Consider the following 13380-nt stretch of genomic DNA (forward strand, 5'->3'; position numbering starts at 1 on the left):
TATAAGGTAACCAAAAGATGAGGTGGTAAACTATAAGCTTGTATTTAGACTGCATTACTTTTCCTTATAAGTTTTTACGTAATCAACCCAATTTTCTATTTTCTCAGAAAGTTCAACGTCAGGTTTAATACCCGTATTATCCAATGGATTATTTATACTATATATAGATTTACCTGCTGGATAAACTAATGTATAAAAATCACATGGTAGCTTCGAGGTTATAACTTCCAAATAATCAACCATCCCTGCACTAGCGGTGCCAAATATTTTGCATTTTGTACTTTGTTTGGCTTGTAATAAAAAGAGCTCTGCCGCGCTTGCCGTATTCTTATTAATCAAAAAAGATACTCGTTCTGGATTCTTGGCAATTGACTCAAATTTGATAGTGTCAACAGGGTATAAATCATAAAGTTCTCCTTCATGTTTTTTTAGCTCTATTAAAGTTTCATCCAAAGCTTTTTGAATACTGTCAGATACGCCAGGATATTTAATTGAATAGCCATCCTTAATATTATCTGGTGTAGCCAGTACCATACCGCCAGCGGTTAGAATAGGATTGGTATAAATATAAGGCATTAGGCTTTCATACACATATACCGAACCTCCACCATTGTCCCGTAAATCAATGATTAGATGTTTCGTATTTTCTAAAATGGATTTATTTTGCTTTACAATACTATCGACTTGATTTATGTATGCCATTGATTCAAATGATGGAAACGTAAATAAGGCGGTTTCAGGGTCTATAATTCTAAATTTTGGAGATAAATCCGAATTACCCAGAACTATTTCTTTTGGTTTTAGCGTGCCTCTAACCCATTTACCAAAGAAATCAAAATCTAGAGTATCTGAACTATACTTTAATTTTGGATAATTTATTGAATGATCCCCAGCTCTAAAAAAAACGGTCCTATACCTGTTATCCTTCTTTAATAGTCTAAATTTTACTTGTTGAGGCATCCACCTCGAACTATCTGCTTTCAGCACAAAAGCAAGGAATTCTTTGTTTTTTTTAGTTCTGTCCCTTACAACTCCAACTTGATACACTCCAAAACTCCAAACACCTTCAATGGGGTCAAGGTATTTTTTCTCATATTTTAGGTATAATTTGAATTTATTTTGTGTCCAAGATGTTTTTTCTTCTTTTGAAAAAAATTGCCTGATGGAATCAGGGGATATAGCATCGAAATCAATCCACATGTTAACATGCTTATCCTTAAATAGTGCCAGCCACTCTCTGCTCAATGACAAACATTCATAGGGATTAGAATGGCTTGCAATTCTAGCTAAACTATCTGTTTTTTTTTGAAAGCCACTCCTATTTAGTGCAGTTATTTTATCTGCATATCCAGGGTAGTTGTTTTTAATTCTATCTACCATCGAATGAAAATTATCCGAACAATTGCAGTTTTGTGCCTCTACAACACTAGATATCGTCAGAAAAAAAATTAATAGTTTGAAGTAATTCATCTTAAATAAGAATTTTGTTAGGTTATGGAACCCATGTTTATTACACTAAGATTAATTACCGAAGGTTTTCATTGTAAAATTTTTACATATCGGTGTGCCTGACAAAGGCTTCACACCTCCACCCCCACTATTAATTTGGTTCATTTCGTCTTTAGTTAATTCTTTTACTACATTTTTTTTGAAAACAAACGCGGTTTTCTTTTCTAATTTTTTAGTTTTCATAAAATTATATTTTTAGTTGTTTATAGCTGCAAGTTGTAAATAAAAAAAATATCTACCAAAAACGATACACCAAACGGCCGATTGTACGTACGAAACCACTAGATTGTAGGGACGAACGCCAAATTAACCCATTAAAAATTTTGGTTTTGAGTGGAAATTTTCCTGTTTACCATCATTTTATTTTTTTATGGAAAAAGCCAAAAAAACCTAAAAAAAGACCCGTTCGTACTTACAAAAAGGCATTTCGTGTATCGTTTTTTGAGAATTAAAATTTAAGCGCAATACTTGCATCATGTTTGGCCAACAGTGGTGGCACCCGAAAAACCAGTAAAGAGTAGGGAGATTTAAAAAATTTAAATTTAATTACATGAAAAATTTAGAGTTAGAAAATTTTGGCGTGCAAGAAATGAATGCCAAAGAAATGCAAATAGCAAACGGAGGTGCCGGTGGCGGTATGATTAAGAAGGTATTAGGTTACATAGGGGGTGCAATTTCAGATTGTGCTCATGGATTTGTAGAGGGTTTTTTAGAAGGTACACGTTAAACTAAGAAAATAGTATGAAAACAGAAGAAGTAGAATTAGGTCTTGAAAATTTATCGCCACAAGAGATGGCGGAAATTGACGGAGGACGAAGCATATTTGGATGGATAGGTTATGGTGTGGGCGAATTTGTTGGCTTAGCATCATGGGTTGGGGCAGGTCTTGCAGGATGTAGCGACTAAATCCAAAACATAGTAACCATATGAGAATATTTTACTCATATGGTTACAATATGTGATCTTGTGTATTGCTAGTACAAAACCACCTGTAAAATAACAATAATAATAACAAATCTGATGTCACAACTCCATCCAACTTTTAGTAAACCAATCAATAAAACTTTCAAAAATAATATCAAAACCTTACGTGTTTTTGCTCTCTCTATGCTTGTTTTGCTATTGATAAATTTTATTTATGATAAAACACAATTGTATTTTGCAACACCGTTAGCAATCAACCCGATTGATAATGAAAATTTAGTTTATAAAATCGTTGTTGGATGTTTAGTTGCTCCAATATTGGAGACTTTTTTCTTTCAAGTATTACCGAATATCGTGCTGACAAATCTAAAGATTAGAAATGATTTCCTTTTAATCGGCTTACCTGCATTTTTTTTTGGGTTAGATCACTACTATAATATTTTGTATTTATTATGTGCGTTCTTTGCGGGCATTATTTTTAATTACTTATACATTACAGGAAAAAGAAATGCCAATAATGCTTTTTTTTATGTTTTCTTTCTTCATTGTATTTATAATTGTTACGCATATTTATTGTAACCCTAAACTTAGCTCTTAGGCAAATCATGTTTTTAAAAGTAATTGATTACTAGGCTAATACAGATACTAAATTGAAATAAATTAATGACACCTATCAAATCGTATATATAATTTACTAGGCATCTATTTACCTCTATTGTAAAATTCCTTCCACATAGCATAACAGATAGGTCAAACAGACAATACATTTTCTAAATAATGAGATAACTTAATTTCATGAGACACATTTTATACTTTTTATTTATTTGGTTCTTAGTTAACACATTATTGGGCGGTTTGGCGTATGGCGTGGTATTTCTTACCCAACACCTCTCTGTTGCTGAAGTATTGAACTTGTTGGATAAAAAAATTGCATACATATTTGCTTGTCAAGTCCTAAGCTTAATAGCAACCCTTATTACTGTTTACGTTTTTCTGCGAGATGAGGCTAAGTCTACAATCATAGATTTAGGATTAAAATTCTATTCTGTGAAAAATCTTTTACAGGGTTTTGCTTTTGGAACAATCCCCATCCTTCTAGTTGCATTCACTCTTTATTTTAGAAAGGAAATCGAATATCAAAGTCATCCATTTAATCCTGCACATATAATTTTATATATTGTCATATTAATAATAGGTGCAGCTAATGAAGAGATATTGGCAAGAGGCTATATTTTAAATCATTTATTGAAGACGAGAAGCAATCTTAAATCTTTGCTCTATTCAGCAATCCTATTTGCATTGTTCCACATTAGTAATGATAACCTTACTTTAATACCATTCATTAACATCTTATTATCAGGAATATTTCTAGGTGTTTTCTATATTTATTTTAGAAATTTGTGGTTTTCAATTGCCGCTCACTTTGCATGGAATTATTTTCAAGGCCCAATTTTAGGAAGCCCAGTTAGTGGGTTAAAAACGGATAGCATTTTTAAACAAATACCTGCTGGTAGTGAAATTTTAAGTGGAGGCAATTTCGGATTTGAAGCCTCTTTAATATGCACGATAGTGCTTATCATCTCAATTGCTGTACTTTATTTGTTTTGTTTAAAACATAAGAATAGCTTCCACTCCAATGCAATTTAATCTAATTCTTTTATTGTCTCAGATGATTCAACGGGATAATTTAAGCTCTTTCAAATAATTACAAATGATCTCCAATTTTTTCAAAAATCCAAATATTCAATTTAAAAACGATGACGCTGTTAAAGATGCGCTCAAGGAATTGTTTGCAGTTTTTTGGTATTGTTTGTTGTTTTCGGGCATTAGTTTGTTGGTAGTTTCTTTAATTGACTTTGTTATAAAATTAAACCATCAATTTTCGTTTATGGATGCTATAGATCATGCTCAACAGTAGGCCTCTACAAGGAGAAGTTTCGTGTTCTTTATCGTGGTGGCACCCATAGCAGAAGAATTAATTTTTAGGCTTCCCCTAAAGGTAAAAAGGCTAAATATATTCGTTGCACTTGTTATGGCTTACGGTATATTTTATTTATCACATAAAAGTGTTGCAACGCTATTTAGCCTAGCTGAAGTTTTAAAGGCTATTACTTTCATTTTAATTTGTTTAGAAATTCTATACTGCTTAAAGGATGAGTTTTTTAACGCCATTTCTACCCGGTATTTTAGTCTGTATTTTTATGCGCTTACCATAACCTTTGGTTTGCTTCACGTAAGAAACTACATAGATTTGGTGCCTAGCAATTTGGTTTTATTGGCGCCGATATTTGCCATACCTCAAATTATTGCTGGTTTTTTCCTGGGCTATTTCAGGCTAAAAAGGGGGCTGTTTTGGAGTATTTTATTGCACGCAGTGATTAATACACCAACAACCCTATTTTATTTTGTTAAGCATTAGAATGATTAAGTTTGCAGGCGAATGGCAGAACTTAAGCTTTATGTACCCAAAAAATCTGATTACCCTGCCCTAATTATCTTATGGGAGGCTTCGGTGCGGGCAACACACCATTTTTTATCTGAAAGTGATATTCAATCTTACAAATCATTAATTTTTAATCAATATCTGCATCAAGTTGAATTATTCAGCTTGAAGATAGAAGATGAAATAATTGGTTTTATGGGTTTAGCTGATGATGTTTTACAAATGCTTTTTATTCAGCCAAATTTTAGGGCTAAGGGTGTGGGTAAACAGTTAATTCGATATGCAATTGAGCATAAAAACATCACCAAAGTTGATGTGAACGAACAAAATTTACAGGCAGTTGGGTTCTATACACATTTAGGTTTCCAAGTTACCAATCGTTATGAAAACGATGCTGCTGGTAAGCCATACCCCATTTTATCAATGGAATTGAGAAAAGGTAGGCGCTGCAAGATTGTATATAATCAATTAGTCAAGCGGCTTTTTAACTTTAAAAAGGGTAAAAAATAGTGGTTCTGTAAACATTTCATGAAAATTACCTGAGTTTGGATGGTGCCAAGCCAAATGCCTTTTTAAAGGCAAAAGAAAAATGAGATAAATCTTTAAAACCAACTTCTAAATATACATCGGTTGATTTCCAACCCTTTTCTTTAATTAAATAGTAGGCATCATTTAATCGCTTTTGCTGTAACCACTTATTGGGAGACATGTTGTAAATTTTCTCAAAATCTCTTTTAAATGTAGCCAAACTCCTCCCGGTTAAATATGCAAAGCGGTTATTATCCACATTAAATTTATAGTGTGCATTCATGTAAGCTTCTAAATCAATTTTTCCGGGCTCGGTAAAATCGAACAAAACGTTCTTCAACTCCGGATTGGTTTGCAGCAAAATCATAACAGCCTCCTTAACTTTTAAATTGGTTAACATGCTATTCAATTCATTTACACCATCTAGGTAAGGCTGCAATGAGTCTATATAATTGGTAAAAAGCACATTGGGTTGTAACAGCATAGAATTCAATTCAGGTGCTGGATGATCCATCGTTAATTTGAATTCCTCACTAATGCTGCGTAGCGTTTCCTGATCTATGGATATAGAGATGGATTGGTAATCTCCTCCATCAACAGGTGGATATTTGGTATATCTGGCCAATTGATTTCGTCTAAAAAACCTAAAATCTCCTGATTTGAAAGCAAATTTTTGCCCTGCAATAAACATTTCAGAGACTCCAGAAATAAGGTAGCCAAAGTTGTGACTTTCTATAAACTGTTCTCCCTCACTACTTTTATGCGCGTAACAGGAATACAAGATTTTTGGCCGTTTTTCTACTTTCTGCATGTAAATCAAATTTATAAAATAATTGCTAACACCATTAGAAGCCGTTCATATCTGAACACATGATGCCAACTAATCTTTCTAGGATTTAAATTTCAGGGTGTATCATAACCAATTAAGTATAGCAGACAAAATTTTGTTTTGAAGCTAAGGCAAAAATTAGCGATACAAAATTCTCACGCAAATTGAATTTAAAATCATTATGCGCTTTGTTGCGAAATGATTTGGCACCTCTGCAGTAAATTGATTGATGATACACCCTTGCTCGTTTAATTCTTGGTAAAGGATTTGCCCAAGGCTGTATCTAAGAAATTGGTCGCCTCGTTGTGATCGGTTGAAAGACTTACCTCCATCCATTTTTCCATCTCTTCAGTTCTGCTGGCATCAGCGTGTTTCAACATGCCAATGGCTTCGCTTCCTAAAACCAAATGCAATGGAGGCTCTGGATGCTTTACCAAATCAATCATTGCTTGGGCAGCTTTATCTGGATCGCCTGTCGGGATGAAATTTCCGCTCTGGAAAAATTCACTTCGCTGTTCGACTAAAGGATAGCCGGATATTTTTGGTGCATAGGTCATGGATTCTCCAGCCCAATCGGTTCGGAAACCACCTGGTTCTACACTGGTGACTAAAATACCAAGATCTTTAACCTCCTTTGCCAAGGATTCGGTAAATCCCGTTAGGCCAAACTTAGCCGCTTGATAAATGCTTACACCGGCATTTCCTACACGCCCGCCTATGGAGCTGATTTGCAAAATCCGACCAGATGCTTGCTTACGCATGTGGGGCAAAACGGCTCTTGTAATCTCAATGGGGGCATACAAATTCGTTTCTAACTGACTGCGAACCTGCTCATCTGTAAAGGCTTCGGCAGCACCAACAATTCCGAAACCAGCATTGTTAACCAAAACATCTATTTTGCCAAAATGGCTAATGGAGGTTTCAACAGCTGAGTATATTTGTTTGTGATCGGTAACTTCTAAGGTAATTGGCAATATTTGAGTTGGATATTGTTCTACCAAATCCTGTAAAGCATTTATGTTTCTGGCAGTTGCCGCTACTTGATCTCCCTGGGCCAATACTGCCTCTGTTAGGCTGCGACCTAATCCGCGGGCGCTGCCTGTAATAAACCAAACTTTTTTCATCTTTTTTTTATTTTTTGTTTAATCAAAGGTAGGTGCAGATTGCGCTTGGCGTTTTGTTTAAAAGCTCAAACTTATTTGTCCACCGGCTCATTACAATAATTTCGATGAACATTTTGTAGGATTAGAATGTTGTAAATGATTATCAACTCAAAACAATTACTATGGCTAAGGAAAAAACTAAAGGCAAAAAGAAAAAGGATAAAAAGAAAAGCAAGGGCAAGAAAAAAAATAAGCTGGGTGTTAAAAATTCGCTAGTAAACAATATTAATGCCCGTAAAAAGAAAGGGAAGTCTCGTTCGAAAAAGAAATCGAAAATTAGTAAAAAGGCCTATAAAAAAATGCAAAAAGGTTGGAAAAAGTAATTTAACTGATTGATTTTTAAGCAATAATTCGAGATAGATTATATGGTAACTAAAAGATAGCAGTATCTAAAAGGATAGCATTATTCTTTAAGAAACCTTTGTACTTTTGGGAATGGGATTTAGAAAAAAACATTTAGACAAATCTGCCTGCACCGCCAGCATGACCGCTGTTAAGGATGCTTTATACGTATTAAATGGCAAGTGGAAGCTTCCTTTAATTGTGAGTTTACAGGAGGGGCCATTGCGTTTTAACGAAATACAAAAAGCGCTGGAAGACATTACTCCAAAAATCCTATCAAAAGAATTAAAGGAATTGGAACTCAATGAATTTGTGGTTAGAAAAGTTTTTCCAACCAAACCTGTTACCGTTACTTACGAGTTAACGCCATATAGCGAAACGCTTGATGATGTAATTACCGAGCTTAGAAATTGGGGCTTGCAACATCGAGAAAGATTGGTAGCGAGCAGGCGTTCGGAACCTCTTGTGGTAGAGTCGTAAACGATTATGGCCATATGCATCAATGTTTAAGCATCCAAACGTTTAACTTTAAAAAGTTTAAATGCCTTATTTACATGAATATCTGTAATATCGGCTATCTTTGCAGAAATAAAAAGTAAATGGCAGTATTACATAAAAAAGAAGAAAAGATTCAGGCAACGTTGGGCAGGTTGCCGAAAAAATATACTCACGAACAATTTATAGAAATGTTTATCAAACTTTATTCTAAGGATTGGGGCAAAATTAAATCGGCATATATTAAACAATCTCAGGATAAAGAACGCGGTACAATTATCAATATGCCCAAACCAGAAGTTTATCTTCAACAAATTTTAGCAAATTACCTTCAACAAGCAGATGCGCCTAAAGTGGTAACACCTGAAATTGCTCCAGTTATTGAGGCGAAAGAAGAAGTTGCTGAGGTAAAAAAAGCTAAAGCACCTGTTAAGAAAAAAGTTGCCGAAGCAGAAACGCCAGCTGCTGAAGCCACAAAGGTAAAAGCAACGGCAACCAAAAAAGCAAAGGCTTTAGAAGAGCCTGTGGCTGAGGTAAAAAAGCCCAAAGCACCTGCTAAGAAAAAAGTAGAAAAAGATGCTGAAGAAACAGCAGAAGTTAAGAAACCGAAAGCTGCAGCCAAAAAGCCAGCTGCAAAAAAATAAAAAAATTAGCCCGCCCATAATAAAACATTCATTTAGGTGTTTATATATGTGAGAGCGTTAATTTAGATGACGGGGATAGGTCGGTATGATTTATCCCCGTTCTTTTTAAAATCAATTTCCGATCACATTGGGTGTATTTATAAATCTTAACACCTGCGTGAGGCACCTACTAAGCACTTAAACCTTAACTGAATACCCCAAAGCATGAGTTTGCAATGCCCGCAATCGTTAGGTTAAAAACCTACGTATAGGCCAATATGTAGTGCACTTTGTGAGTGTTTTAGGCTTGGCGAGCCATCCACCATTCGGCAAATATTACGTTATTTCCCAATTTTAACCCGAACCAATAAAAAAATTTCAAGCGTACATAATAAAATGCCTTTTTAGGTGTTTATATATACGAGAGCGTTAATTTAGATGACGGGGATAGGTCGTAATGATTTATCCCCGTTCTTTTTTTTACCATTTTGCAGCATAACAGTACCCTTTTTTGAATTAAATTCGTCAATAAAAAAAGCCACTGATTTCTCAGCGGCTTAACAATTAAACTAACCTATTGAATTGGCGCTGTAAATGCTGACCAATTTTTATCTAATTATTTTTCAATCATTTTATAGTAACGAACATAATCTACGTCCATTTTTTGAGGCCAAATAGAGGCATCTACTCCTTGTGCCCCACCCCAATCGCCACCTACGGCAATGTTTAGTAAAAGGTGAAAACGCTTATCGAAGGGCCAAACTTTATAACCTGTGCCTTCATTGGCGAAATCAAATACCTTCACATCGTCATAATAACCACGAATGGCGTAAGGTGTCCAATCTACCCGGTAAAGGTGAAAAGCAGTACTGGCGCCGTCGATTTTTTTGGTGATGGTTTTTTGAGTGTTTATTTTAAAATAGTAAGCTTCGCTATGCGTGCTGAAATGGACATTATCCTGGTCGTAACCAACATGTTCCATAATATCAATTTCGCCAGATTTTGGCCAATCTCCGTAAGCTCTGTCTGTAGGCAACATCCAAATTGCCGGCCAAGTACCTTTCCCTGATGGAAGTTTTGCCTTAATTTCAAAACGGCCGTATAGGGCATCTAATTTCCCTCTGGTTACCATTCGCGATGATGTATAAGCCATACCGCCCATATTTTCTTTTTTGGCTGTTATGGTTAAAAGGCCATTTGCAACACTTGCGTTATTGGTGGTGTTGGTGTAATATTCTAATTCGTTGTTTCCCCAACCGCCGCCGCCGGTGTCGTAATCCCAATTGGAACTTAACGGTGCACCAGTATTGGTAAATTCATCGCTCCAGGTGGGAGTTGCCTCAAATGTCCAACCTTTATCTACGGGCGTAGTAACTACAGGGGGAACATAAACTGGTCCTTCTTCACCTCCTGATCCTTTAGAGCATCCACTTAAACCTACAACCGCAATTGCAAGGACTGCAAAAACTTCTTTTTTAAAACACTTCACAAAATCTATCATCTTTTAACGTTTTTAAAAGAGCAGTTTAGAAATTTAAGCTTCCTAAACTGCTCGGTATTTTAGAGCGTCTTTTTACTATTTAAACTCAAAATCATCTATATAAAATATGCCCGGATTTGGATGGCCTTCACCACCTAATTGAACAACAATTTTATCATATAAAGTTTGACTTGCTGAAGCAGAATAATCAAACTCTAATTGTACCCATGTATTGTATTGCGCTGGTGTAATGGTTTTCACAATCTCGATTTGAGTGGTGTAAGCATTACCGCCCAACAAAGAGTTTTGTAGTTTAACCGAAACCGTTGGCGCAACCTTGGTAAAATCATTGGCACCAGGAATAAACACTTTTAGCCTGATTTTATTTTTCGCAGCTAAATCAAAACGATATGGAAGCGTAATGTTTAGGTTTCCATATTGCCCATCCGGACCTGTTCTTTTCTCATAATAAGCTACTTTAGATGAGGTATTTAGCGGGAATTTAGAAGGATTATCATAATTACGGATGTAATCCATGTTTTCTGCCACCCATGCCATACCACTTGCCGCTTGGAAATCATCAGCCAAATTAGCAGCCTGTATTGGTTTTTGAACAGGAGGTACAACTGGTCTTACGTAACCTTTTCTAATCAGTTTTAAATACCATGCATTACCTGCGTTCGATTTATCTAAGCATCTTAAGTACATCTCATCTGCCGTAAGTGATAAGATTTGATATGAAGAAACGCCTAAATAGTAAGAGATAAAACCATTGTTGCTGATGTTGATGTATTTAACACCGTTCACATCGTTTAAAATCCAGGTTAAATTGGTTGGAGGTGTATAATTTACGGTTGGATCGTTTCCACCGGTAGGGCCACCAATTCCTGGAGCGTTTGATGCATTTGCAAAAGTGGTTCCATTGTTCGCGTAAGTATATTTAAGCGAAGAAGCACCCATTGCAAAGGTCATTTCATCATCGTAAAAACCGGTTCCTGTTTTTTCATTCGGGCCGGCTTGATACCAATCTGGTCCTTGAGAAGTGATTGGTCCTACACCCAAATGCCCAGGTTGAGTTTGATCGATTACCCATACTTTACCCGCAGGGTTTGACAATCCTCCTGAAAGCAAGGTGTAAGCAGGATCGCTTAACATACTGGTATTTGTATTGGCAATAACCAACGTTTTGGTTGTAGATACGGAACCGCCATCGGCTAAAATGGTTAATTTGATGGTGTACGTTCCGGCGATTGGGTAAGATGATTGTACATCATTTCCATCCGCTGTTGCACCGTTGCCAAAATCCCAATGGGCATTAATCCCATTATACAAGCTTTTAAAGTTGATGATATTTGGATTATTAGCTGTGGGTGTTGTGGTAAACTGGATTTCTGCAGCCGTTGGAGGCGTGCCGATATCTTTAACCGTTTCGCTTTTTTTACAAGAAACGATTATGCTAAACACTAAGCCCAAACTAAGCAGGACTGATGTTTTTATGGTGTTTTTAAATAATTTCATTTCAGTACGGATTAATTGTAACCTGGATTTTGTTTAATACCACCTTTGGTAACTTCAATTTCGTTTAGTGGAATAGGTAAGTATTCGCTCTTGCCTGCTTTGAAGCCCGAAGCGCCCAAAACAGCAACTGCTTTACCCGTACGAACCAAATCAAAGAAACGGTGACCTTCTGTAGCCAACTCTAGCCTGCGCTCTGCATAAACATTATCAAGTGTAGCTGGAATAGAGGGTAATCCAACCCTGGCTCTAACTGCATCTAGCAATTCTTTAGCACGGGCAGCGCTACCGCCACTTCTTAACAATGCTTCAGCTTGCATTAAATAAGTATCGGCCAAACGGATTTCAATTTCATTAATCGGCCAGTTTTGTTCTGCAACACCACTTGCCGAGCGAAATGCTTTTAAAGGCGCGTACTTTTTAATGAAATAATCGGTGTTTTGATAGCGGGCATTGTATGTAGCACCAGCGGCTTTTAATGCAGCGCCATCTATGATTGTGGCTGCAAAACGTGGATCAGTTTTCATAACGTTAACTAAATCCAAGGTTACTGGGCAGAAGCCCCAACCACTAGAGTAGGTATCGCCATTGTAGCTATCCATTCCGATAAATTGCGTACCAACGTTTCCTTCACCACCATTAATGTAACCCCAATCTGTCCATGCAGCGTTATTAGAGTGCGGAATCTCTAAAATTGATTCGGCATTAAATTTATTTGCCGGATTAAAAATATCAGCATAATTAGGCAATAATGAATAGCCATAAGGGTTGCCTACACGGTTTACATCTTCAAAAATTGTTGCGGCCTCGGCCATTTTAGCATTATCGTTTTGATACAATAAAACCTTTGCCAACTGTGCTTTTGCGGCACCTTGAGAAATCCTGCCTTTTTCTGCATCAGAAATGGTATTCGGCAAACTCGGACCTGCTTCTCTCAAATCTTTCTCTATCTGAGCGTAAATTTGTGCAGGCGTAGATTGTACCTGCGCATAAAGTTCGCTCGTTGACAAAACTTTTGTGATTAATGGCACATTGCCAAAAAAGCGTACTAAATCGAAATAGAAATAAGCCCTTAAAAATTTAGCCTCGGCTGTTACCCGCGATTTGAATGCTGCGCTAAGTGTGGTCGATTTTTCGATTTTACTCAAAATTAGGTTTGCACGATTAATTCCGCTGAAGTTCTTGTTCCACAATCCAACCTGTGGACCCAAACTAGAATTCATGTTAAAATTATCATAAGCCACCCAGTTTGGCTGATCGGAAGCATTACTTCCACCCGCGAAACAATCATCAGAAGCTGCACTTAACAAAGGCATTTTCATGGTATAACCTCCCGTTGTTCCCCATTGGGTAACATCATAAACGGCAAGGATACCTTGCATTACTTCTTTTTCATTTTGATAAAAGTTATCTTCCAGAGCAGTTCCTCTTGGGGTAAGCTCCAGATAATCCTTTTTACATGATACAAAAATTAGCATAACTGCAACTATTGCAATTGCACTTTTAATGTTTTTACTTCTCATCATTTC

16 protein-coding genes are annotated in these 13380 nt (G+C 36.3%); 9 read left to right on the forward strand and 7 right to left on the reverse strand.

What is annotated here, in order from left to right; all coding sequences use genetic code 11:
• Positions 1–54 precede the first annotated feature (54 nt).
• Both DHW03_RS08110 and DHW03_RS19295 read right to left on the reverse strand, forming a co-directional pair.
• Complete coding sequence (locus DHW03_RS08110) at positions 55–1380, reverse strand: S41 family peptidase (protein WP_165825391.1); 1326 nt, start codon at positions 1378–1380, stop codon at positions 55–57.
• Between the two features lie 141 nt (positions 1381–1521).
• A complete protein-coding gene (locus DHW03_RS19295; RefSeq protein ID WP_165825392.1) occupies positions 1522–1692 on the reverse strand; it encodes a hypothetical protein in 171 nt (56 codons plus the stop codon).
• Between the two features lie 367 nt (positions 1693–2059).
• On the opposite strand from DHW03_RS19295, the gene DHW03_RS19300 reads away from it, so the two are divergent.
• The 6 genes from DHW03_RS19300 (at position 2060) to DHW03_RS08135 (ending at position 5386) form a co-directional block, all read left to right on the forward strand.
• A complete protein-coding gene (locus tag DHW03_RS19300) occupies positions 2060–2236 on the forward strand; it encodes a hypothetical protein (RefSeq protein ID WP_165825393.1) in 177 nt (58 codons plus the stop codon).
• Between the two features lie 14 nt (positions 2237–2250).
• On the forward strand, positions 2251–2415 hold the full coding sequence (locus DHW03_RS19305) for a hypothetical protein (RefSeq protein ID WP_165825394.1): 165 nt from the start codon (positions 2251–2253) through the stop codon (positions 2413–2415).
• Between the two features lie 114 nt (positions 2416–2529).
• Positions 2530–3012 carry a CPBP family glutamic-type intramembrane protease gene (locus tag DHW03_RS08115; RefSeq protein ID WP_109925255.1) on the forward strand — a complete coding sequence of 161 codons (483 nt, stop codon included), beginning with the start codon at positions 2530–2532 and terminating at the stop codon, positions 3010–3012.
• 216 nt (positions 3013–3228) lie between these two features.
• A complete protein-coding gene (locus DHW03_RS08120) occupies positions 3229–4080 on the forward strand; it encodes a CPBP family intramembrane glutamic endopeptidase (RefSeq protein ID WP_109925256.1) in 852 nt (283 codons plus the stop codon).
• Between the two features lie 292 nt (positions 4081–4372).
• Positions 4373–4852 carry a CPBP family glutamic-type intramembrane protease gene (locus DHW03_RS08130; RefSeq protein WP_109925258.1) on the forward strand — a complete coding sequence of 160 codons (480 nt, stop codon included), beginning with the start codon at positions 4373–4375 and terminating at the stop codon, positions 4850–4852.
• A gap of 21 nt (positions 4853–4873) precedes the next feature.
• A complete protein-coding gene (locus tag DHW03_RS08135) occupies positions 4874–5386 on the forward strand; it encodes a GNAT family N-acetyltransferase (protein ID WP_109925259.1) in 513 nt (170 codons plus the stop codon).
• Between the two features lie 25 nt (positions 5387–5411).
• Here DHW03_RS08135 and DHW03_RS08140 read toward each other — a convergent pair whose 3' ends face one another.
• Entirely contained in the window at positions 5412–6215 is an 804-nt protein-coding gene (locus DHW03_RS08140; RefSeq protein WP_109925260.1) for a helix-turn-helix domain-containing protein, read from the reverse strand.
• A gap of 266 nt (positions 6216–6481) precedes the next feature.
• Positions 6482–7357 (reverse strand): oxidoreductase, encoded by an 876-nt coding sequence (locus tag DHW03_RS08145; protein WP_109925261.1) that lies wholly within the window; start codon positions 7355–7357, stop codon positions 6482–6484.
• 161 nt (positions 7358–7518) lie between these two features.
• On the opposite strand from DHW03_RS08145, the gene DHW03_RS08150 reads away from it, so the two are divergent.
• The 3 genes from DHW03_RS08150 (at position 7519) to DHW03_RS19420 (ending at position 8877) form a co-directional block, all read left to right on the forward strand.
• Positions 7519–7719: a hypothetical protein gene (locus tag DHW03_RS08150; RefSeq protein ID WP_109925262.1), complete on the forward strand. Its 201-nt coding sequence runs from the start codon at positions 7519–7521 to the stop codon at positions 7717–7719.
• Positions 7720–7831: 112 nt separating this feature from the next.
• Positions 7832–8218 carry a winged helix-turn-helix transcriptional regulator gene (locus tag DHW03_RS08155; protein ID WP_109925263.1) on the forward strand — a complete coding sequence of 129 codons (387 nt, stop codon included), beginning with the start codon at positions 7832–7834 and terminating at the stop codon, positions 8216–8218.
• A 119-nt stretch (positions 8219–8337) separates the two neighbouring features.
• Positions 8338–8877 carry a hypothetical protein gene (locus tag DHW03_RS19420; RefSeq protein ID WP_205940980.1) on the forward strand — a complete coding sequence of 180 codons (540 nt, stop codon included), beginning with the start codon at positions 8338–8340 and terminating at the stop codon, positions 8875–8877.
• A gap of 595 nt (positions 8878–9472) precedes the next feature.
• Here DHW03_RS19420 and DHW03_RS08165 read toward each other — a convergent pair.
• From DHW03_RS08165 to DHW03_RS08175, 3 genes are all read right to left on the reverse strand, one after another.
• Entirely contained in the window at positions 9473–10357 is an 885-nt protein-coding gene (locus tag DHW03_RS08165; protein WP_109925264.1) for a glycoside hydrolase family 16 protein, read from the reverse strand.
• 75 nt (positions 10358–10432) lie between these two features.
• Positions 10433–11854 (reverse strand): PKD domain-containing protein, encoded by a 1422-nt coding sequence (locus DHW03_RS08170; protein WP_109925265.1) that lies wholly within the window; start codon positions 11852–11854, stop codon positions 10433–10435.
• 11 nt (positions 11855–11865) lie between these two features.
• Positions 11866–13377, reverse strand: coding sequence for a RagB/SusD family nutrient uptake outer membrane protein (locus tag DHW03_RS08175; RefSeq protein WP_205940981.1), 1512 nt, complete (start codon positions 13375–13377; stop codon positions 11866–11868).
• Positions 13378–13380 lie beyond the last annotated feature (3 nt).

This window comes from Pedobacter yonginensis (assembly GCF_003173595.1).
In the GTDB taxonomy this organism is placed as follows: domain Bacteria; phylum Bacteroidota; class Bacteroidia; order Sphingobacteriales; family Sphingobacteriaceae; genus Pedobacter; species Pedobacter yonginense.